The 21628-nt window shown below is 61.1% G+C and carries 23 protein-coding genes; 7 read left to right on the forward strand and 16 right to left on the reverse strand.

Features of this window, described 5'->3' with window-relative positions; genetic code table 11:
- Positions 1 to 63 precede the first annotated feature (63 nt).
- Positions 64 to 1059: an aldo/keto reductase gene (locus LVY75_15835; protein XAZ24668.1), complete on the forward strand. Its 996-nt coding sequence runs from the start codon at positions 64 to 66 to the stop codon at positions 1057 to 1059.
- A 108-nt stretch (positions 1060 to 1167) separates the two neighbouring features.
- On the opposite strand, the gene LVY75_15840 is transcribed toward LVY75_15835, so the two are convergent.
- From LVY75_15840 to LVY75_15850, 3 genes are all read right to left on the reverse strand, one after another.
- Positions 1168 to 2025, reverse strand: a complete 858-nt coding sequence (locus tag LVY75_15840; GenBank protein XAZ25733.1) for an MOSC domain-containing protein — start codon at positions 2023 to 2025, stop codon at positions 1168 to 1170.
- 9 nt (positions 2026 to 2034) lie between these two features.
- A complete protein-coding gene (locus LVY75_15845; GenBank protein ID XAZ24669.1) occupies positions 2035 to 2679 on the reverse strand; it encodes an HD domain-containing protein in 645 nt (214 codons plus the stop codon).
- A 73-nt stretch (positions 2680 to 2752) separates the two neighbouring features.
- Entirely contained in the window at positions 2753 to 4657 is a 1905-nt protein-coding gene (locus LVY75_15850; protein ID XAZ24670.1) for an EAL domain-containing protein, read from the reverse strand.
- 469 nt (positions 4658 to 5126) lie between these two features.
- On the opposite strand from LVY75_15850, the gene LVY75_15855 reads away from it, so the two are divergent.
- Both LVY75_15855 and LVY75_15860 read left to right on the forward strand, forming a co-directional pair.
- Positions 5127 to 5456, forward strand: coding sequence for a hypothetical protein (locus LVY75_15855; protein XAZ24671.1), 330 nt, complete (start codon positions 5127 to 5129; stop codon positions 5454 to 5456).
- A gap of 125 nt (positions 5457 to 5581) precedes the next feature.
- Positions 5582 to 6097 carry a superoxide dismutase family protein gene (locus LVY75_15860; protein XAZ24672.1) on the forward strand — a complete coding sequence of 172 codons (516 nt, stop codon included), beginning with the start codon at positions 5582 to 5584 and terminating at the stop codon, positions 6095 to 6097.
- A 1-nt stretch (position 6098) separates the two neighbouring features.
- Here LVY75_15860 and LVY75_15865 read toward each other — a convergent pair whose 3' ends face one another.
- The 8 genes from LVY75_15865 to LVY75_15900 form a co-directional block, all read right to left on the reverse strand.
- The gene (locus tag LVY75_15865; GenBank protein ID XAZ24673.1) at positions 6099 to 7019 is read right to left on the reverse strand and encodes a mechanosensitive ion channel; all 921 of its coding nucleotides are present in this window, start codon (positions 7017 to 7019) and stop codon (positions 6099 to 6101) included.
- 54 nt (positions 7020 to 7073) lie between these two features.
- Entirely contained in the window at positions 7074 to 7604 is a 531-nt protein-coding gene (locus tag LVY75_15870; protein XAZ24674.1) for a tyrosine phosphatase family protein, read from the reverse strand.
- A complete protein-coding gene (locus tag LVY75_15875; GenBank protein ID XAZ24675.1) occupies positions 7601 to 8209 on the reverse strand; it encodes an HD family hydrolase in 609 nt (202 codons plus the stop codon). Before LVY75_15875 ends, LVY75_15870 begins: the two co-directional genes overlap by 4 nt.
- On the reverse strand, positions 8206 to 9045 hold the full coding sequence (locus tag LVY75_15880) for a folate-binding protein YgfZ (GenBank protein ID XAZ24676.1): 840 nt from the start codon (positions 9043 to 9045) through the stop codon (positions 8206 to 8208). The genes LVY75_15875 and LVY75_15880 overlap by 4 nt, the downstream gene beginning before the upstream one ends.
- 161 nt (positions 9046 to 9206) lie before the next feature.
- Positions 9207 to 9959, reverse strand: coding sequence for a hypothetical protein (locus LVY75_15885; protein ID XAZ24677.1), 753 nt, complete (start codon positions 9957 to 9959; stop codon positions 9207 to 9209).
- 19 nt (positions 9960 to 9978) lie between these two features.
- Positions 9979 to 10236 carry a hypothetical protein gene (locus tag LVY75_15890; GenBank protein XAZ24678.1) on the reverse strand — a complete coding sequence of 86 codons (258 nt, stop codon included), beginning with the start codon at positions 10234 to 10236 and terminating at the stop codon, positions 9979 to 9981.
- A 103-nt stretch (positions 10237 to 10339) separates the two neighbouring features.
- On the reverse strand, positions 10340 to 10798 hold the full coding sequence (locus LVY75_15895; protein ID XAZ25734.1) for a TIGR02301 family protein: 459 nt from the start codon (positions 10796 to 10798) through the stop codon (positions 10340 to 10342).
- 77 nt (positions 10799 to 10875) lie between these two features.
- Positions 10876 to 11292, reverse strand: a complete 417-nt coding sequence (locus LVY75_15900) for an NUDIX domain-containing protein (GenBank protein XAZ24679.1) — start codon at positions 11290 to 11292, stop codon at positions 10876 to 10878.
- A gap of 106 nt (positions 11293 to 11398) precedes the next feature.
- On the opposite strand from LVY75_15900, the gene LVY75_15905 reads away from it, so the two are divergent.
- Complete coding sequence (locus LVY75_15905) at positions 11399 to 11719, forward strand: YnfA family protein (protein ID XAZ24680.1); 321 nt, start codon at positions 11399 to 11401, stop codon at positions 11717 to 11719.
- A 95-nt stretch (positions 11720 to 11814) separates the two neighbouring features.
- Positions 11815 to 12579, forward strand: coding sequence for an SOS response-associated peptidase (locus LVY75_15910; protein ID XAZ24681.1), 765 nt, complete (start codon positions 11815 to 11817; stop codon positions 12577 to 12579).
- 484 nt (positions 12580 to 13063) lie between these two features.
- Here the strand turns inward: LVY75_15910 and pssA are convergent, their stop codons facing one another.
- The 4 genes from pssA to LVY75_15930 form a co-directional block, all read right to left on the reverse strand.
- Positions 13064 to 13909, reverse strand: a complete 846-nt coding sequence (gene pssA, locus LVY75_15915) for a CDP-diacylglycerol--serine O-phosphatidyltransferase (GenBank protein XAZ24682.1) — start codon at positions 13907 to 13909, stop codon at positions 13064 to 13066.
- Between the two features lie 18 nt (positions 13910 to 13927).
- Positions 13928 to 14626, reverse strand: coding sequence for a phosphatidylserine decarboxylase (locus tag LVY75_15920; GenBank protein ID XAZ24683.1), 699 nt, complete (start codon positions 14624 to 14626; stop codon positions 13928 to 13930).
- 134 nt (positions 14627 to 14760) lie between these two features.
- Entirely contained in the window at positions 14761 to 16638 is a 1878-nt protein-coding gene (locus tag LVY75_15925; GenBank protein ID XAZ24684.1) for an ABC transporter ATP-binding protein/permease, read from the reverse strand.
- A 163-nt stretch (positions 16639 to 16801) separates the two neighbouring features.
- On the reverse strand, positions 16802 to 18874 hold the full coding sequence (locus tag LVY75_15930) for a LysM peptidoglycan-binding domain-containing protein (protein XAZ24685.1): 2073 nt from the start codon (positions 18872 to 18874) through the stop codon (positions 16802 to 16804).
- Positions 18875 to 19030: 156 nt separating this feature from the next.
- On the opposite strand from LVY75_15930, the gene LVY75_15935 reads away from it, so the two are divergent.
- The gene (locus LVY75_15935) at positions 19031 to 19654 is read left to right on the forward strand and encodes a TIGR00730 family Rossman fold protein (protein XAZ24686.1); all 624 of its coding nucleotides are present in this window, start codon (positions 19031 to 19033) and stop codon (positions 19652 to 19654) included.
- A 72-nt stretch (positions 19655 to 19726) separates the two neighbouring features.
- On the opposite strand, the gene rarD is transcribed toward LVY75_15935, so the two are convergent.
- Positions 19727 to 20641, reverse strand: a complete 915-nt coding sequence (rarD, locus tag LVY75_15940) for an EamA family transporter RarD (GenBank protein XAZ24687.1) — start codon at positions 20639 to 20641, stop codon at positions 19727 to 19729.
- A 114-nt stretch (positions 20642 to 20755) separates the two neighbouring features.
- Between rarD and LVY75_15945 the strand changes: the two genes are divergently transcribed.
- The gene (locus LVY75_15945; protein ID XAZ24688.1) at positions 20756 to 21616 is read left to right on the forward strand and encodes a methyltransferase domain-containing protein; all 861 of its coding nucleotides are present in this window, start codon (positions 20756 to 20758) and stop codon (positions 21614 to 21616) included.
- Positions 21617 to 21628: the final 12 nt, after the last annotated feature.

Raw genomic sequence — 21628 nt, forward strand, 5'->3', positions numbered from 1 at the left:
CGTATGCCGCACCCCTATCTCTGGTTCGATAGGGAAAGCTTCTAAGCGCTCAAGGAGGAAGCCATGCTGACCAAGCCCGATATATCGACCACCATCACGCTCTGGAACGGGCAGGAGATTCCTCGCCTCGGCATGGGCTGCTGGGCGATCGGCGGTCCGTTCTTCGCGGGCGATACGCCGCTCGGCTGGGGCGAGGTGGATGACAATGAATCCATCGCTGCGATCAACCGCGCGATCGACCTTGGCATTCGCTTCTTCGATACCGCCTCGAATTACGGCGCCGGCCACTCGGAAGAGGTTCTGGGACAGGCGATCGGCAATCGCGCCGATATCGTCATCGCCACCAAGTTCGGTTTTGCCACCAATCCGGAAACGAAACAGGCGACCGGCGCCTTTGCCGATCCTGCCTTCATTCGTCAGTCCGTCGAGACGTCGCTTCGCCGGCTGAAGCGGGAGCGTCTCGATCTCCTGCAGTTCCATCTCAACGACTTTGCACTGGACCAGTCCGACGCGGTCTTCGATACGCTGCAGGCCCTGCGGGCAGAAGGCAAGATTGATGCCTTCGGCTGGAGCACGGATTTTCCCGATCGCGCCGCCCGTCATGTTCACCGCCCCGGCTTCGTTTCGATCCAGCATACGATGAACGTCTTCGAGCCGGTGCCTCAGATGATTGATGTGATCGAAAAGAACGGTCTCATCTCCATCAATCGCGGGCCGCTTGCCATGGGCCTGCTGACAGGCAAATTCACGCCGGACAAGGCCGTCGGCGCCAAGGACGTGCGCGGTGCAGCACTCGAATGGATGGTCTATTTCAAGGATGGCCGCATCGCGCCGGAATTTGCAGCAAGGCTCGATGCCGTACGCAGCCTGCTCACATCCGATGGACGCACGCTGACGCAGGGCGCACTCGCCTGGCTCTGGGCGCGCTCGCCGCGCACCTTGCCCATTCCCGGTTTCCGGACCGTAGCTCAGGTCGAGGAAAATGCCGGCGCGCTGGAAAAGGGTCCGTTGCCGGCCGATGTGATGGCGGAGATCGACGCGGCGCTGGCCCGCGTCTGAGGCTGCAAAGCATGTCGCGCAAAGGTGTGGAGCGGTTTTGCGAGGACGACATTCGTAAAAACAGAGACCTGAAGCGTGGCACGCGACTCCCGGGGATCGCGGCGCGCTTTAGGCTCGGGCGCGCACCTTGAAGGTCCAGCCTTCCGGCCGTGCCTCGATGATGTTCACCTCATCGCCGATCGCGACCCTGCCGGTGCCGCGCGGTGTCACGTTCCAGCCGAAAAGCGGGCCGGGGACCCGCCGGTCACCCGACATGCGGATCCGGCCCATGGCTGGCATGGGGTTCGCCACCTCGCGCGAACCCGTCAACTGGTCCTGCGTGGTCATGATGCAGCGGGCGCAGGGCTTGACGAGATCGAAGCGGATGCCGGCGATCTCTATCGCAGCCCAGCGGTCCTCCGCCCAGGCCTCATCCGTGTCGATGACGATATTCGGCCGGAAACGCTCCATCCCGACGTCGCCTTCGGCGTGGGCCGCGAGATCTCTGTTGAGTGCCTTCAGCGATCCCGTTGTCGTCACCAGGATTTGGTAGCCGTCCGAAAAGGTCACCGGCGTACCCTCGCCTGCCCACTCGGCATTTGCCGTTCGTCTGGCGGCACTGTCGAAGAAGACGAGCTTCACCTCACGACCGAGCCATTCCGAAAGCCTGCCGTTGCTGTCGTCGTCGGCAACGGCAGCGCTGACGGCCGATTTCCAGACCGTGACATCGAGCCGCCGCTCCGGATGCGGCGGCGGTACTGCGATATCAGCTTTGCCCTGCATCAGCAGGCGAAAGGCGCCAGCCTCCGGTCGTACGTCGATCCGGGCAAGGGCCGGAAGCTCGCGCTGCGTGATGAATTGTCCGTCCGCGTCCGTCACCATGGCGCGCCGATCGCCGGGCAGGCCATAAGCATCGATCTTCGTGGAGGGCAGGGCAATGCCCCGGGCGCTCTTGAGCGGGTAGATGAAGAGATCGCTGACACGCATCATAGGCTCCTAGATTTCATCCATAAATGCCGCGAGAAAGTCGCGCAGGCTCCTGTCGCGGGCGGCTGCCAGTTCGCGGCCGGTCCGGGTCTGGAAACCATCCGCCAGTTTGAACAGCTTCGTCTGGAAATGGTCAATCGCATAACGCTTGTCATCAAGCGGGCGGTCGCCGGCGGCGGGGTCGAAGGGATCGTAGAGGCCAGATCCAAGCCGCCCTGCTATATAGAAGCAGCGCGCCGCGCCCACCATGCCGATCGCATCGAGCCTGTCCGCGTCCTGCAGGATTTTTGCCTCCAGCGTTTCCGGCGGCACGTTCGCCGAGAAACTGTGCGCAGTGACTGCATGAGCGACATCGGCGATATCGTCGTCGCTCCAGCCAAGCTCTCTCAAGATAAGCGACGCTTTTTCTGCAGCGAGGGCTGATGCCTGGGCGCGCAGAGGTGAATTCTTCTCGACGGCGACGCAATCATGCAGCAGCACTGCAGCGGCCAGCACGTGACCCTTGCCGCCTTCCGCGGCATGGATGCGCATGGCATTGCGGAAGACACGCAGGATATGAGCGAGGTCGTGGGATCCGTCGTCACCCTCGGTCGCATGTGGAATGAGCTCCGCAGCCAGGGACTCATGGGAAGAAAAGGCTTCAGCCTGGAACATCGTCGTCACCGGTTTTCAAAGGATTTGTATCCCACCGATAACGGCTTGGCCGGCGAGTCGCAACGTGCCGAAATCAACGCCGGAGTTTGACGAGCGGCGTAACGCTGTCCGTCTTTTTCGGCGGCATGCAAAGCATGAAGGCGACGTCGCTGAAGGGTTTTGGGGGGCTGATGTAATAGCCCTGGATCTCGTCGCATGCCTCGCGTTCGAGGAGTGCCATCTGCTCTGCCGTTTCCACGCCCTCTACGGTGACGCGCATGCCGAGCGCATCGCCGAGCAGGATGATCGCACGCATGATCGCATGCGCTTCCCTATGATCGACGATGTCGTTCACGAAGGACTTGTCGATCTTGATCTTGTCGAAGGGGAAGCTTGAGAGGTAGCTAAGCGACGAATAGCCGGTTCCAAAATCGTCCATGGAAATGCGGATGCCGCGCTCCTTGAGCGCATGCAGGACCGGCAACACCTCATCGCGATTTTCCATCAGCACGCTCTCGGTGATCTCCAGTTCAAGGCGCGAAGGCGAAAGTCCTGCCGTCGCCAGCGCCTCGCCGACATCTTTCGGCAGATCGCTGCTGCTGAACTGGATGGCCGAGACATTGACGGCAATCTTGATATCCTCGGGCCATTGCGCTGCATCGTTGCAGGCCTGGCGCAAAACCCAGCGGCCGATATCGACGACGAGGCCGACCTCTTCGGCAAGCGGAATGAATTCCATCGGCGAGACGCGGCCGCGCACCGGATGATTCCAGCGGATCAGCGCCTCGAAGCCGCTAATGCGATGCTGCGCCAGGTCGTAGAGAGGCTGGTAGTGAAGCTCGAATTGCTCGTTCTGCACGGCGGCACGCAAATCGGCCTCCAGCGCATGGCGGGCCTGTATCTTCTCGTCCATCTCGCCGGTGAAGAAACGTTCGTGCCGGCGTCCGTCGGCCTTGGCGTGGGAAAGAGCGACCGCCGCGTTGCGCAGCAGCTTGTCGGTCTCGACAGCATCGTCAGGGGCTATCGAAATGCCCATGGAAACGCTGAGTTCCACCTGCTTCTCGCCGCGAAAGAATGGTTCGCTGAGCTCGCGACGGATCTGGTCGGCAAGCGCGGTGACGTTCCAGGGCTGTTGGCGGCCAGTCTGCAGGATCGCGAATTCGTCCGAGCCGAGACGGGCAAGGATATTCTCCGAGCCTGCCGAGGCGCGGATGCGCTCTGCCACCTGCTGCAGGATCTTGTCGCCGGCTGAAACACCAAGCGTGTTGTTGATCGACTTGAACCGGTCGAGATTGAGATGCACGAGCGCGATCTGCTCGTCCGGCCTGCGATCTGAAAGGGCTGCATCGATCTGCTCGCGGAAGCGAATGCGGTTCGGCAGGCCGGTCAGCGGATCGTGATGGGCGAGGTAGGTAATGCGTTCTGCCGCCTTGCGGTCTTCCGTAATGTCGGCATGAATGGCGATATTACTGCCATCAGCAAGGATGGTGACGACGCTCTGGATGATGCGGCCGTCATCCATCCGCCATTCGCGCCTGCGGATGCGCCCCGCCTTCGAAGAGGCCTCCTGACCTTCCCTCCTGCCGCGGGTCCTGGCATGGGCCTGCTCCGTACCGCGTGTCTTGCGCATCAGGTCGGCAATCGCCGTACCGGGCATGACATCGTCTTCGGTAAAGCCGAAGAGCTGGCGAAAACGCAGGTTGGAAAGGGTCAGCAGCTGGTCCGCACCGAACACACTCAGGCCGAGCGGCAGGTTGTTCAGGACGATTTCGAAGAGCTCGCGCTGTTCTGCAAGTGCCTGCCTGGTGAAACCGACCGTGGTCCGCAATTCGCGGTTTTCGGCGAGCAGCGTCTCGGCGCTGCGCTCGATTTCGCTATAGTCGCTCTCATGGCCACGATAGGTCGCGATCACGAGATCCATCAGATGCTCTGCATCGATCGATCCGTCCTCATCGACGGCCTGCGTGCACTGTTGCCAGAAAAGCGTCTCGGCTTTCATGCGCATAAACCCCCTTGCGGGACGGTTGCGATGGAAGCATGGCAAAAGGCGAAGGCGTCTTCGATTGGCAAAAGGTGCCAGATCGCGCCGAGCATAAAAAAGACCTTCCTAAAATGAATGCAAGAATCACTTTTTTAAGTAGCAAGTAGCCGCTTCCAGCAACTCGCACGCGGCATCTTCTACCGCTCCGATTAATAATCGGTTGCAACCAGGCGACGCTTTATCGCTAGCCGGCAATTTGTTTGTATCTCGCAAACTACTGAAATACTGAGGAAACCTGGTTTCCAAGGGTAATTGGAAAGTGCCGTGGGAATGGGTGGTCACACTTTGTCAACTATGGTTAATCGGGAGTTAACAGCTTATTGACCGAAGCCGCAAATCAGTTTAGTCACCAGATCAGCCTTTGATATTTTCCACCCGTGTACTGCGTACAGACTCTCACCGGAAGAAGCGGTGAACGGAGGTTTGTATGACTACTCTTTCATCAGTTTCAGACATCTCTTATGCATATTTGGCAACGCTCTCGCGGCTTGATGCCAATGGCGACGGCGTCTTGAGCCGCACTGAACGCGCGGCAGATCAGAAGCCTGGCATCATCAGGGAATTCCTCGAAGAGGATGATTCCGGCAATTCGCAGCCGAAATATCCGAGCAGCCTCGCCGCGCTCATGATGGACTATGGCGACAACGGCTCGGGCGTCCCCTATGCGCTGCAGCAGGTTGTCCCCGATGCCGACGACCGGGCGACGCAGATCTATCGCAATACCTATGGTGAGTTCGATTTCGGTATCGCCGCCTGAGCCTTGATCAATGGCGCTCGCAGTTGAGCCGGCCGCGCGCCGGCTTTTTCTTGCCTTTTAGGCGGGCAGGAACACCTTCCCTTTGTGAGCGTTGGGGCATAGTGCCCAAAACGGAAGGAAACCCGATGAAAATCATAGGCATCATCGCTGGCCTCGGTCTACTTGCAGCGGCGTCGCAGGGCCTTGCCCAGGACAAACAGACGGCGACGGCAAATTTTATCGGCCCTGATGGCAAGGAGTCCGGCCGCGCCACGTTGACTGCTGCGGCCAATGGCGGCGTTTTCATCGAGGCGGAAATCTCCGGCTTGCCAGCCAACAAGTGGGTCGGTTTCCACATCCATGAGACAGGCCGCTGCGATGCCGCAACGCATCATCAATCAGCCGGGGGGCATTTCAATCCGACCAAGGCGGAGCACGGTTTCCTGGCCGCCAAGGGACCGCATGCCGGAGACATGCCGAACCAGTATGTCAGTCAGGACGGCATATTGCGCGCACAGGTCTTCGACACGATGATCACGCTCGACGGCAAGGAAGATGGGGTGCGTGGCCGCGCGCTGATGGTGCATGCCGATTCCGATGATTATAGAACCCAGCCTACGGGCGGCGCCGGCGACAGGATCGCCTGCGGGGTGATCAAATAAGTTATGGCTGCGTCTGGGGGGATGCCTTCGGCAACCTCTTGCGGGCCGAAACCCTGACCTGCGTTTCCTCTGGTGCCGGTTCGGGAAGGGGAGCGCTCGAAGCCTCTACCGGAGTGTCGCTAGCCTCGCTCTTCTTGTCGAAGGCAAGCTTGACGCGCTTGATCATGTCGCGACTGAGGTCCCACCAGTCCCCAGTCGATGCCCAGTAGCGCAACGTCACGCTGACCGCACTGTCGCTGAGACTATCGATGAAGACGCTCGGCGCCGGCGTCTTGAGGACGCGCTTGTCTGCGATTGCAAGCTTCATCAGCGTCTCCATGACGAGATCGAGATCCTCCTGATGGGTAACGTTGATCTTCACCTCGTTCTGCCGCGTCGGCTGGCGGCTGTAATTGGTGATCGGCGTATTCCAGAGCGTTGAATTCGGCGCCAGCCGGTAGAGACCGTCTCCCGTCCTCAGTTCCGTGGCAAACAGGCCGATCTCGAGAACCGTTCCCGAGACACTGCTTGTCTCAATATATTCCCCGACGCGCAGCGGACGAAGCACCAGCAGCATGATGCCAGCCGCGATATTCTGCAGCGTGCCCTGCAGCGCCAGGCCGACGGCAAGGCCGGCGGCGCCGAGAGTGGCGATAATCGATGCCGTCTGCACGCCGAACTGCGCGAGGACGGTGACAAAGACCAGCACCAGCAACGCGTAGCGCACGACATTGGTGAAGAAACGGGCGAGCGTCTCGTCGATGCCGCGCACGCGCGAGATGCCCTCGTATGCCCAGCGGCTGATGAGGCTCGCCGCCACCCACCCGACGATGAGCAGGATGATCGCCCCGAGGATGGAGAAGGAATATTGTACGGCAAGCGCGCTCGCCTGATCGAGTGCCGAGCGGGTTGCGATGATAAGGTCGGTGGCCTGTTGTTCCATCGGGTGCTCCTCGAATGCTTCGTCGAGGGCTAGATGGAGCAGGGGCGATGTGCGTCAACCGTTCGAATTGTCCCTGACGGGCAATACGAAGGGTGCGTTGCCGTCGGCCTCGGCACCACGGCCAATGGCCTTCACGGCATCGACGAGCCGGCCGCGCCGGCCAAGCAGCGCATCGCCGATTTCGACGATTCGAGCATTCGGCGTCGCTTGGGGCGAGACGGTTCGCAGCCGCCGCGCAAGCGCCATATCCTCCTGCTCCGGCGTGAGCGAGAGAGCCGCTATCAGTGCTGCGGCTGGCGAGCGCGATACACCCATCCAGCAATGAACAAGCAACGGTGCTTCCTGCTGCCAGCCGGCAGCAAAATCGATGATCGCACGCACGTGCTTTTCGTCGGGCGCCACGAGATCGCCCGTGCCCTTGAAGGCAATATCGTTCATATTGAGCAGCAGATGTCGGTCGGCCTGGATGACGCCCGGCCGGTGAAAGGCCTGTTCCTTCGCCATCAGGCTGATCATCTCGCGCGCCTTGTGCCGTACGGCCATTTCGCCGATACGTGCCAGGGGAGAAACCACGATCACGGTCACGCGCCGACACTCCGCTTCGCCTCGATCTCGGCGAAACGCTCGCAGAAGAGCCGCTGCGCTTCGAGCGCCGGGACGGGATCGATCAAGAGCATGTCTCGCGTGATGCCGCGCGGCTGGCCGAAGAATTTCTGCGCTTCGGCCGGCGTGAAGCCGGCAAGGACAGTCGCCTCGAAATAGGCGGCAATCGTATCGGCCTTCTTGATCTTGTCCTTGAGCTCACGGGAGGCGTGCGGCGGCAGACCGAAGCGCAAGTGTACAGCCGCCTCGAGCCGCTTCTCGACGGTCTTGTATCCGCCGCCGACGACAGCCTTGAAGGGAGAGATCATATCGCCGATCACATATTCGGGTGCATCATGCAGCAGCGCCATCAGGCAATCGCCGGGTGTTGCCTCGTTGAAATGCCGGAAGATGAACTCGACGACCAGGCAGTGCTGGGCAACAGAAAAAGCATGGTCGCCCGACGTCTGGCCGTTCCAGCGGGCGACACGGGCAAGTCCGTGGGCGATATCGCTCAACTCGACATCGAGCGGCGAGGGATCGAGCAGATCGAGCCGCCGGCCGGAGAGCATGCGTTGCCAGGCACGCGGAGCCTTCGCAGTCGTCACGCGCTGGCCTCGTCGGAGGAGGTCGGAAAGCTGAGCCCGGACCAGGTAGGCAGGCTGAGTGTCACGGAGACATCGCCGGCAAGCAGCGGCGTGCCGGATGCCATGGCTTCGCCGGCGCGGTCGATCCGCACGATCGCCAGTCCGCTCGTTCCCTCGACGGAACCGAGTGTGCCGACCGGCTTGCCATTCGCGGTGATTTCGGTGCCGCTGGCAGGCAGTGCGGCACCTGCCGAAACGGTCACGACACGGCGCCGCGCCGTACCGCGATGGTGCATGCGCGACACCACTTCCTGCCCGACATAGCAGCCCTTCTTGAAGGAGAGGCCGCCGTTGAAATCCATCAGTACGTCATGCGGGAAGGCGTCCTGCAGAGCGTAATCCGGACCTGACGTGACGATGCCGTTCTCTATTCGCAGCGCGTCGTAGAGCGCCGCGTCATCGTTGCCATGATGACCGGCACGACGCAGAACGATGACGTTGGCCTTGGCAAAGCGGCTATCCCCAACGCCATCTTTGGCATCCTCGCCCCAGGAAACGGTCACGCCGTCTTCGGCAACTGGCGTCAGTGTCACCGGCGCACGAAGACGATACATGGTCAGCCGCTTCAGCAGGGCTTCTCGCTGGGTCGCATCCGTTTCGATGATGAAACCGTCGCCGTCGCGCCAGATCATGAAGTCGAACAGGATCTTGCCCTGCGGCGTCAGCAATGCGCCGGGCCGCGCCTCGTCCGTGCCGAGCGAAACGATGTCGGTGGTGATCAGATTCTGCAGGAAGGACTCTGCCTCCGCCCCGCCGATGGCGATGAGCGAGCGGTCTTTCAGGAATACGGCTGGCATGGCGGAACCTGTCGCGTTGGTGATCGACCAGAGGTAAGTCTTTGAAGCGGAGGGTGCAAGCGCTCGACGCATCGGCCTGAAAATCGGAACTGATTTTCGAGAGGCCTGATGCGTAGATTCATGGGCTTGGTGCGTCGGAATCGACGCCCAGATCTCTGGCCTCAGTCGCCGGCCGTGAAGAACTTCCATTTGCCGTCCGGCGCGATGCCGACGCGATAGAAGTTATAGCCGCCGAATTCCTGCATGTCAGAGAGATCGCCTGCGGTGACGATGCGCAGCAATTCCACGCGTTCCGGCGGCGTCAGCGTTTTCAGGTCTTTCTCGGCAAAATAGGGCCAGACGTACATCTCCTCGGGCGTGCCCTGGCCGACATGTACGAAGCCGGTCGAGATGACGTCGAGCATGATGGCCAGAATTTCGTCGCCATCGGGGTCGCCGGAGAGATCCTTCAGTGTGCCGATCGGATCGTCAGTGGGTTCGCCGACCGTTACCTGTGTCTGGTCGGCACCGGTCCCCATCAGCGGACGCAGGCGTTCCAGATCGCCTGATGCGGCTGCCTCGACGATCTGTTCGCGCATCCTGCGCACCGGTTCCGGTGCCTTGTTGATGTCGTAGATCACTTCGACGGGCTTGGAAGCGTCGGACGCGCCCGGCGTCTTGTCGACGCTCTGGCCGCTGTCTTTGTTGACGAGCGGATCGGGCTGGGGAATGCCGGGCGAACCGGTCTGTGGTGCAGTCGGCTGCTGAGGGCTCTGCTGCGCCGTAGCGGGCGCATCGGGTTGGCCCGGGATCTTCTGAAGTTCGGAAAGTGCGTAGGCGGAAGAGGCGGACAGCATGCTGCCTGCGGCAATGCCGACGGCGAGCAGGACCGGCGCGAGCGGAATTCGCGAGGAAATATCTTTACCGGTACGCATGAAACTCTCTGTATTGCCCTTATTGCAGGGTCCTGTTGGTGGAAAACTCACCTGCCAGCATGCGGTCACGCAGCGAGTCCAGCAAGGCCTCGGCGCTACCTTCTCCATGCAATCTGATCGTCTCGCGCAGTGCATGTGCAATTGCAGCATCGGCAATGATTTCAGGCTCGATGCCGTCGGCCATGCCGTCGGCCCAAGCCTCGTTCTGGTATTCCAGAGCCGCCTGCATCTTTTCGTGGACGATCATGTCGTCGATGTCGTTGAGGCTTGGTTCCATTGTCTTTTCCTCAGAACTTCTCATGTCTTACCGCTACGTTAACAACACTAACAGCCTTTTCCCAAAACGACACGTGCGCATGCGAAAACAGGTTAATTAAACGTTAATTTCCAAAGCGCGAAGTAATTTCTGTGGCGAGTGTTGCACCTTCGTTACGGTAGCGTTCCTCTGCCACGATGGCCGCTTGCGTGCAATCCGTGTAAACCGAGGCGAATGCTCGGTATCCGCGATTGAAGGCTGCGGTCAGTTTTTCCTTGCGCTGCGGCTCTCCATTCGTTTCAGAATCAAGCAGTTGCTGCATGTTGGCCCGCCACTCGTCCGCACCCGGCGCCTTGCAGAGCGTGCGCAGATAATGCACCGAACCCAGGACCTCGGCCAGCCGCGCCAGCTTGTCGTCATAGGGTACGACCGCAACCTGCGGCACGACCTCCTCTGGCGGCGGAGCCGCGTTTTTGCCGCCCTGCGCCCCTCCTTGTGCCCCGCCTTGCGCCATTGTGGAACCGGCCCAGACGAGGCCACCGAAGACAAGGGATGACAAGACAACGCGTCGAACGGGAATCATGCTCATAGTTGATACAGGGAGCGTGACAGGAACAAGGCAGATACGGCAGTTTCCACTTCTATTCTAGCGAGTGCGCCTCATTCATCGGCCGCCAGCCGCTCGGCGCATTCGAGCACGCTCTGCGGCACCGGCATGCGCCGGATCTCCTCCACGCTGTACCAGCCGATCGCTGCAGCATCGTCAGCGGCTTCGGCCACCAGGTGGCGGTCCGCCTCGACGCGGAAGACGGAAAGGAAGAAATGGCTGTTGATGCTGCCATCGGGCGCATGCGTCTTCAGGTCATAGGTCGAAAACAGGCGCGGATTTCGTGCCTGAATTCCCGTCTCTTCGAGAAATTCGCGCAATGCCGTTTCCTCGGGCGTCTCGCCAGGTTCGCCTCGTCCACCGGGAAAGGCATACATATCGGCCGAAGGCGGGTTTCGCCTGAGCACGAGAAGGAACCGGCCATCACGTTCAAGGATGGCGGAGGAGGCGGGTTTGGCCTGGGAGGTCATTGCTTTGCACGCTTTGCTGTGATGTCGCCTTATCCCATGGCCGGCGCACCTTGCGCAACCGTCGGCATTGCGTGGAATATGGCGTCACGATTCCTGCGAGACGCCGTTGACCTACCTCATCTATGCCCTTGCCGCCCTCTTTGAAATTGCCGGCTGCTTCGCTTTCTGGGCCTGGCTGCGCCTGGCAAGGCCTGTCTGGTGGCTGGCGCCGGGCATGGTGTCGCTGGCCTTGTTCGCTTGGCTGCTGACGCTCGTGCCGAGCGAGGCGGCCGGGCGCACTTTTGCTGCCTACGGCGGCATTTATATCGTCGCCTCGCTTCTGTGGCTCTGGCTGGTCGAAAGCCGCATTCCCGACCGCTGGGATATCGGCGGCGCGCTGGTCTGCCTTGCCGGCACGGCGATCATTCTTTTTGCACCGCGCAGCTGAAGCTTTTCCACGAAAGATGTGCAGCGCCGTCCCATTCGCAATTGCTTGAGGGCAAACCGCCTTGACCGATGTCGGGCACGATGAAAGAAACCCGTATGTGTGGACGTTTTGCCCTGACAGAAGTGGTCAAGGATATCGCCGAAGCTTTCAGCCTTGCCGAGCTGGAAGGCTTTCCGGCGCGATACAATATCGCGCCGACGCAGCCGATCCTCGTCGTCATCTCGGGTGAGGGGCAGGAGCCGGGCAGCAACCTGCCGGACCGCCGTGCGCTTCTGGTGCGCTGGGGCTTCACGCCGGGCTGGGTCAAGAATCCCAAGGAATTTCCGCTGCTGATCAACGCGCGCTCGGAAACGGCAATCGGAAAAGCCTCCTTCCGTGCCGCCATGCGCCATCGCCGCATCCTGATCCCGACTTCCGGCTTCTACGAATGGCATCGCCCTTCGAAGGAGAGTGGCGAGAAGGCGCAGGCCTATTGGATCCGGCCACGCAGAGGTGGTGTCATCGCCTTTGCCGGTCTCATGGAAACCTGGTCCTCGGCCGACGGTTCGGAGGTCGATACCGGCGCCATTTTGACGACCAGGGCCAACGGCGCAATCTCCTCGATCCATGACCGCATGCCGGTCGTCATCCAACCGGAGGATTTTGCCCGCTGGCTGGATTGCAAGACACAGGAACCGCGCGCGGTCGTTGACCTGATGCGGCCGGTTCAGGAGGATTTCTTCGAGGCGATCCCGGTTTCCGACAGGGTCAACAAGGTCGCAAATATGGGGCCGGACCTTCAAGATCCGATACCGCTCGAAAAGGCGCCGAAGCCTCCGCAGAAGAAGGCACCCGACAGCGGCCAGCTCAGTTTCTTCTGAAACCTGAACCCGCTATCCGCTGAGTGGAAAATCCGGTGATCTCTGTTGGTCCGGTTGCGGCCAGCGGCGCGTCGCTTGCTACCCACTATTGCCAAACCCGCCGCATGGCGGGCTCCGGACGTCATCTCCGCATCGCTATGGGCCGGCTGGTATCCGCCTGCCCGTGCGTTTCTTCGCGCCCGCTTAGGCGAGCTTCTTGACCGGTGCCGGCTTTGCCATCATCGAGGCCGCGGCCACGGCCTTGAGGCCGAGCGGGCGGTAGTTGGTGGCGAGATCCGGCTTGGCTGCCTGCTGCTGTTCCGACTTCTTCGAGGTCACGATACTCTCCTTACGTGTTTCCCTAGAATTTTATGTATCATGCTCTTTTGTCTGAAATAGCGACAAAAGAGAGGCGCGGCTTATCAGGAAATGTAACCACGGACCATAATTCGCGAGGCTTAACTGAAACCTACGTTCGTTAATACTTACTTAATAAAGTGAATGCTCAGATATGGCGACCGATGTCGTCCTCGCCGATACCGGGCTCTTCGATGGTCAGCGTGCCATATTTGCGCTTCCATTTTCGCGCGCCGAAGGGCAGCGAAACAAGGTAGGCACAGACGGTGACGACCATGACTTCCCAGGTGAAGCTCATCAGCATCGCGACGTAGATCACGACACCGAGCATGGCTGGCAGCACGAGATCGCGCCGCATCCGGCTCTCGGATTTGCCGGACCAGACCGGCAGGCGGCTGATGAGCAGGAAGGCGATGAGGACCGTGTAGCCCGAGGAGAGGAAGGCGAAGGTCCGGTCGGCGGTGAGGCCGAGAAAACCGAGATAGACGGGCAGAAGCACCAGCATCGCGCCGGCAGGGGCCGGCACGCCGACGAAATATTCCGATTGCCAGGCCGCGCGATTCTCGCGTTCCGACATCACGTTGAAGCGCGCGAGCCTGAGGCCGGCGGCGATCGTGTAGATGAGCGCGGCGATCCAGCCGAGCGAGCGCGCCTGGTCGAGCGCATAGACATAGACCACGAGGGCAGGGGCGACGCCGAAATTGACGATGTCGGCAAGCGAATCCATCTGCGCGCCGAATTTCGACGTGGCCTTCATCAGCCGCGCCACACGACCGTCTATGCCGTCGAGGAAGGCTGCGAGCAGCACCATGGCGACAGCGAGCTCATAACGAGCTTCAAAGGCAAGCCGGATGCCCGTCAGGCCGGCGCAGATGGCAAGGATGGTGATGAGGTTCGGAACGACAAGCCGGATCGGAATCTCACGCAGACGCGGCCCGCGGGCCGAATCATCGTTCGGGCCATTCGGTTCGAAGGGCGGAAAGGGTGGCTCCATATCGCGCTCTCCTGAAAATTAGCTGCGGCGGCTGATGACCGGACCCTTTGCCGAGGCGAATTCGGCAATGACCGTCTCACCGGCGACCGCCGTTTGGCCAAGCGAGACTCGCGGCGCGGCGCCCGCCGGCAGGAATACGTCGAGACGCGAGCCGAAGCGAATGAGGCCGATACGTTCGCCGGCATCGACCGGTTCGTTGACATGCGAGAAGCAGAGGATGCGCCGCGCAACGAGACCGGCGATCTGCACCACACCGATCTGGCCGTGGCGGGTCTCGACGACGAGGCCGTTGCGTTCGTTCTCCTCGCTCGCCTTGTCGAGTTCGGCATTCACGAAGGTGCCGGGGCGATAATTGATGCTGACGATGCGGCCGCGCATCGGTGCGCGATTCACATGGCAGTTGAAAACATTCATGAAGACAGAGATCCGCAGCATCGGCTCACTGCCGAGATTGAGCTCGGCGGGCGGTGTGACCATCTGGATCGAGGAGACCTTGCCGTCGGCAGGCGAAATGACGAGATCATCGTCCTGTGGCGTGACGCGCTCCGGGTCACGGAAGAAATAGGCGCACCAGAGCGTCAGGATCAGACCGATCCAGAAGAGCGGCTTGAAGATCCAGCCCAATACGAGCGACGCGACGAAAAAGGCGGCAACGAAGGGATACCCTTCCTTGTGCACCGGTACGATCGTGTTGCGAACCGTATCGAACAAGCTCATGAATGCCGGTCTCCTGTCGTTTTTCGTATCCGCTGGTTACAGAAAAACGACCTGATGAGCAATGGCGCGGATCTCAGGCCGCCTTCGATGCATCGGTTCTAAACAATAAAACAGACAGTTCCGCCTGTCTGCAGCTAGCTTGCCGGCGCCAGCCGGTTGACGATGCCGAGCTCGTCGCTCTCGCGAACCTGCTTGAGATGCTCCTCGGCCTGTGTCGCCTCGCGCTGGCGGTTCCACATCGACGCGTAGAGGCCGTTCTGTTCGAGAAGGGCGGCATGCGTGCCGCGCTCGGCGATCTCGCCGCTCTTCAGCACGATGATCTCGTCCGCGCCGATCACGGTGGAGAGGCGGTGGGCGATGACCAGCGTCGTGCGGTTCTTGGAAACGACATCGAGTGCCGTCTGGATTTCCCGCTCCGTCGTCGTGTCGAGCGCCGAGGTCGCCTCGTCGAGGATGAGGATCGGCGGAGCCTTCAGGATGGTGCGGGCAATTGCCACGCGCTGTTTCTCGCCACCGGAAAGTTTCAGCCCGCGCTCACCGACCTTGGTTTCGAACCCTTCGGGCAGCATCTCGATGAAATGACCGATCTGTGCGATTTCGGCCGCCTGCTTCACCTCGGCTTCATCAGCCGAAGGGCGGCCGTATCGGATGTTGTAGGCAACGGTGTCGTTGAACAGAACCGTATCCTGCGGCACCATGCCGATCACGGAGCGCAGGCTCTTCTGCGTGATGGTGCGGATGTCCTGCCCGTCGACGGTAATGGAACCGCTCTGGATATCGTAGAAACGATAGAGCAGGCGCGACAGCGTCGATTTGCCGGCGCCCGAAGGGCCGACGACGGCAACCGTCTTGCCGGCGGGCACGTCGAAGGAAATGCCTTTCAGGATCGGCCGGGCCGGATCATAGGAGAAATGCACATCCTTGAAGGAGATGGCACCCTGGCCGATGGCGAGCGCCTTCGCACCGGGCGCGTCCAGAACCTCGGCCTTCACCTCCAGAAGATCGAACATCTGCTCGATATCGATCAAGCCCTGGCGGATTTCACGGTAGACGAAGCCGATGAAGTTCAGCGGCACCGAAAGCTGCAGCAGCATGGAATTGATGAAGACGAAATCGCCGACCGTGTGCTCGCCACGCTGGACCGACCAGGCCGAGAGGACGAGCATGATCGTCGTGCCGATGCCGAAGATCACGCCCTGGCCGAAGTTCAGCCAGCCGAGCGAGGTCCACACGTCAGTTGCAGCCTTTTCGTAGCGCTCCATCGACTTGTCGAAGCGCTTGGCCTCCATCTCCTCGTTGCCGAAATATTTGACCGTTTCGAAGTTAAGGAGGGAGTCGATCGCCTTGGTATTGGCGTCTGTGTCGCTCTCGTTCATCGTCCGGCGGATGGAGATACGCCAGTCGGAGGCGCGGATCGTGAACCAGATATAGGCCCAGACGGTAAAGGCGGTAACGGCGAGATAGGAGAAACCGTAGCCCCACCAGAAGATTGCCGCTGTCAGCACGAATTCGATGACCGTCGGGATCGAATTCAGGATCGTGAAACGCACGATCGTTTCGATGCCCTTGGTGCCGCGCTCGATGATGCGCGAAAGCCCGCCCGTCTTGCGCTCCAGATGGAAGCGCAGGGAAAGCTCGTGCATGTGCACGAAGGTACGGTAGGCAAGCTGGCGCACCGCATATTGACCGACGCTGGCAAAGAGCGAATCCCTGAGCTGGTTGAGGCCGAGCTGGATGAGACGCGTCAGGTTATAGGCGATGACGAGGGCTGTCGCGCCGATCAGAAGCGGCGGCAACGTGCCCTGAAGGTCCATCCTGCCGTTCAGCGCGTCGGTCGACCACTTGAAGAAATAGGGCACCAGCAGCAGCACGAATTTCGAGATGAGCAGGTAGACCGAAGCCCAGACGACCCGCATCCTCAGATCCGGCCTGTCCTTCGGCCACATGTAGGGCCAAAGATTGTAGAGCGTTCCCAACAGGTTGGAGTCTGAAACTGTCTTGCCGTTTGCCATGCGTGTCTCCAGCCCGGCGGGCCGCTGTCGCCGCGGCCTGTCGCCGCCCCCGCGAGATATGCCACCGGATGGCGGATTACAACATTGATAGGGATTTTATAGGGGAGGTGTTGCGCGTCGGCCCTAACGGAAACGGCGGCCGATGGGCCGCCGTTTTTTTGATTTAGAGATGTCCGCCCGAGAGCCGCTTGCGATGCAGCTCCTCGGCATTCGGAAGCGCATCCTTCGGGAGGCCGAAGACCTGGCCAGGGCGGATGCGGTCCGGATTGAGGATCTTGTCCTCATTGGCGATGTAGATCGTCGTATAGCGCACGCCAAGGCCGTAGGTACGCCGGGAGATCTGCCAGAGCGTATCGCCACGGCGGATGATGACCGCGTTGTTGTTTGCCGTCAGCGGCGCCTGCTCGATCGTCTTCGGTTGGCTGGCGTCCGATACCTCGTTTGAGGGCATCGGCGCGACATTGGCACCGGGAGCCGTCAGTTCGGCGATGATCGCGCCGAGCTTGTCGAGTGCCGCGCCGACCGACTTGGCATCCTTCGGCAAGCTCTGCAGCATTGTCAGCGCATTCGCCGCAACATTTGAGGCGGAGGAAGATGCCTGCTTGATGGCGTCGGTCGCATCGATGCCCGGATGGAAGTCGACGAGAGAGCGCAGTGCGAACTCGGTGGCCGAGCGGGCTGCCGCAAGCTGCTCGACTCCCGGCACCTTGCCATCTGCGAACAGGCCCTTCAGCAGGCCGAAGGCTTTGGTCGCATCGCCCTTGAGCTTGCCGAGCTGGCCCTCGTCGAGCGGCACCGTCGCCTGATTGACATTGGCATTGTTGCCGGACTGCGCGGCAACGGTGACCTGATCGCCCTCCGGACGGTTGAAATTGACGGTCGCGCGGATGAGGACCTTGCCCGCGCCATCGACGACATCGACACGGATCTTGTGATCGCCGACCGGGAGGTCCATCGCGCCGCTGATAACGAAGTGACCATCCGGCTCCGCCGTATCCTGCCCGATCAGCGCGTCATCGGCGTAACCGATAACCTTGGCATTGGCGCGCGCCGTGCCGGCCACGAAGATCTTGTTGCCTTCGATCTCGACGGCAGTGATCATCACATCGGCAGCAGCGGTACCCTGCTGAGTACCGGGAACAGGAAGTGCCGTATTGCCCGCATCACCGGATGTTGCGGGCATATTCGGCGTCTGCATCGCAACCTGGTTGCTCGGAGCGCCATTGGCGGCAGGCTGCGCGTTGTCGGCCGTGGGCGGATTGCCCGTAGACGCATCACTGACAGCCGGCGGCGCGGCGCTGGCGACCTCAGCCTTCGGCGCGGTGATGATGCGGCTTGCCGTGCCGGGCTTGGAAACCATGGCGAGAAGCTCGCTGCCGCTGCCGTCCTTCGGCACGGAAACGGTCGCAACTTCTTCGGACAGCGTGATCTTGCCGTCCTTGCCGGTTACCTTCAGCACCAGCTGGTGGTCGCCCGCCGGAAGCGGGTTGTCGAGAACGGCGGCAAAATCGCCGGTGCCGTCGACATCGGTCGTCACGACCACCTTGTCGCCATCGAGCACCTCCAGCTTGCCATTCGGCTCGGCCGAGCCTGCAATGACGGTCGAACCGTCCGGCTCCACCCGCAGCACGTCAAAAGCCGGGATTTTCGGGCCGGTATTGGAAGCAGCATCCGCTGCCGGAGCACTCTGGCTATTGGCTGCAGCCGGCTGGTCGGCTGGCTCTGGCGCACCGGTGAGCGCCGCTTCGGCCCGGGCAAGGGCAGCCAGCACGTCGGCGGCGTTTTCGGGCAGATTTCGGATGATATCGCGCGCCTTGCCGGCACCGTCCTTCGCCCTGGAAACGAGGCCCGCAGTGGTGGTGTCGAGGCCATCCGGTGCCACGAAATCTGCGATCGCGGTCAGCGCGCTCACGGTCGCGGTCTTTGCGCCTGCAAGCGCATCCGCAGCGGGCACCTTGCCATCGGCAAACAGCGCCTTCAGGCCGGAAAGAGACCGCACGGCATCGGCGGTGAGACTGCCGATCTTCTGGGCCGCCTCTGCGGCGTCAGCGGCAGTGGAGCGGGAAGTCTTAGACGCTTCGTTAACCGTGTTGTTGACCTCGGTGCCGGCCTGGTTGATCGCGTCGCCGACCTTCGCCACATCAGAGCCGAGCCGGGGCATGACGAAAAACACCATCAGTATGATTGCGATTACGAGCACTGCGAGGGCCAGCAAGCCGGCACGGTTTTTCATCATTGCGTCTCCAAAGGCGGCAAATTGCCGTAGTATTCAGAAATTGCTAGCGATTCCCGTTGCTTTGCACAAGCATTCAAAGCAAATACGCAAGCTCCGGACGTCGCTTTTCAGTCAATTTTCTTGACTGCATTGAAATGGAATAGTTGTTTTTCCCTTATGACCGAACAATCTGTATCGATTCGATCCATTTGCGTTTACTGCGGCTCTCGGCCGGGACGCGATCCTTCCCATATGGCTGCCGGCCGCGCGCTCGGAAAAGAGATCGCGGAATATGGCCTTCGCCTGATCTACGGCGGCGGCACAAAGGGCATCATGGGTGCTGTGGCCAGCGGGACCCTATCCAACGGTGGTCAGGTGACGGGCATCATTCCCGAGTTCCTGATCGACATGGAGGCGACTCGCCATTCCCTGGGCCAGCTCAACGAGCTTATTGTAACCCCTGACATGCATGCGCGCAAACACACGATGTTCGAGCGCTCGGATGCCTTCGTGGCGCTGCCGGGAGGGATCGGCACGCTGGAAGAGATCGTCGAGATCATGACCTGGGCGCAGCTCGGCCGTCACGAAAAGCCGATGGTCTTTGCCAACATCAACGGCTTCTGGGATCCGATGATGGAGCTTCTGCGCCACATGACGGGCGAGGGCTTCCTGCACACCGCCCATCGCGTGCAGCCGCTGGTCATCGACGAGATCTCGGGCATCATCCCGGCCATCATGGCGCAGGCGGCAGAGCTTGCCGCCGACCGTGACGGCGAGGACGACGTGATTTCGAAAATGTAGTCTCTCAAGCAATTCCAGCCGCACGTTGCGCAACGCTTCGGTGGCCGGAATTGCCTGAAAACGGGCGCGGCTCTAACGTCCGCGCGTCGTCGTCAACATCGACCAGCTGTACAAGAACAGGCCGGCCCAGATCAGCGGGAAGGCAATCATCCGCGCCGTATCCATCTCTTCGTGGAAGACGAAGACGGCGATGAGGAAGATCATCGTCGGCGCGATATACTGCATGATGCCGATGGTCGAGAGCCGGAGCAGCTTGGCGCCATTGGCGTAGATCATCAGCGGTACGGCGGTGATCAGTCCGCAGCCAAGCAGCAAGGCGGTATCGCTAAAGCCGGTGCGGTAGAAGTGCCCTTCGCCGCTGACGAATTCCAGGTAGAGGATGTAGAGCAGGGCGGGCAGGCTGAGGATCAGCACTTCCAGGAAGAAGCCCTGGTTCGGCCCAAGCGGCAGCGTCTTGCGAAACAGGGCATAGAAGCCCCAGCTGAACGCCAGCGTCAGCGCCACCCAGGGAATGCCGCCGCTGTCGAAGGCGAGCACGACGACCGCAAGGCCGGCAAGGCAGATCGCAGCAATCTGCAACGGCTGCAGTTTTTCTTTCAGGAGCACGGCGCCGAGGAAGATGCTGAAGAGCGGATTGATGAAATAGCCCATGGCCGCATCGAGCGAATGGCCGGCGCCGATCGCCCAGACATAGGTGCCCCAGTTCACGGTGATCAGTGCCGCAGTCATCATGGCCATGGCGAGCATGCGTGGAGAGCGCAGCGCGACCTTGATATCCTGCGTGCGTCCGAGCACCAGAAGCACGATACCGGCAAGCGGCAGCGACCACACGATACGATGGGCAATGACTTCGGCAGGCGAAATATGCGCGACCGCCTTCATGTAGATCGGCAGAAAGCCCCAAAGAAGATAGGCCGTCAGCGCGAAGGCAAAGCCGCGTGGACTGTCTTCGTTCTTGATCAAGGGGGCGGTTGCATCGGCAGACATCGGGTGTTTCCATCTTTGTTCTGTTTCTGATCCGCATTAGCTTAAGCGGCGTGAATAGGCCAATTCATTTCATTGAATGGAACAGCACCTGCAGGGCCGCGAAGAGAGGCAAGCATGGACGAAACTGACCTGGCGGTCTGCCGGCAAGCCTATGCCGCCCAGATGCTGGCAAAGATGGGGGTCGCTGACGACGAGCGGCTGAGGCAGATCTTTGCCACAGTGCCGAGAGAAGATTTCCTGGACCCGCCGCCGTGGCGCATGGCGAATGGAATTGGCTATCAGGACATGCCGTCAACCGATCCCGTCATCCTCTATCAGGATGTCCTCATTGCGCTGCAGGAAGAACGGCAGGTCAACAATGGCAGCCCCTCGCTGCATGCGCTCGGTCTCCACTGGCTTGCGCCGCAGCCGGGGGAAACGGCCTGCCATATCGGTGCCGGCGGCGGTTACTATACCGCCATGCTGTCGCATCTGGTCGGCAGCGACGGCCATGTCACGGCGATCGAGTACGACAGGGAGCTTGCCGCTCGCGCGAGCGCCAATCTGGCCTCCTATGGCAATGTCGAGCTTGTCTGCGGCAACGGCCTGGAATGGCCGAAATCGTCTGCCGATGCGATCTACGTCAATTTCGCGACCCACCGGCCTGCCGATCCCTGGATCGGCAATCTCTCTGTCGGCGGCCGGCTGATCTTTCCGCTCTCTGCTCCCTCCCGCGACGGCAACGACAATCTGCGGCCGCGCAGTGCCCGCGGCGGCTTCTTCCTGATCAGGCGCACGGCCACGGAATACAGCGCCCGCTACCTCAGCCCTACCGTCTTCGTCTGGGGCCATGCCGCATCAGGGACGATCGAGACCTATAAGGCGCTGGAATCCACCTTCCGGCATGGCGGTATGGAGAAGGTCACACGGCTGCGCTGGAAGATGCCGAAGCAGGAGGACGAATGGTATTCGGAGGAGGACTGGGGCCTCCTGTAGAGCATCGCCGTT

It is taken from the genome of Sinorhizobium sp. B11, from assembly GCA_039725955.1.
GTDB lineage: Bacteria > Pseudomonadota > Alphaproteobacteria > Rhizobiales > Rhizobiaceae > Rhizobium.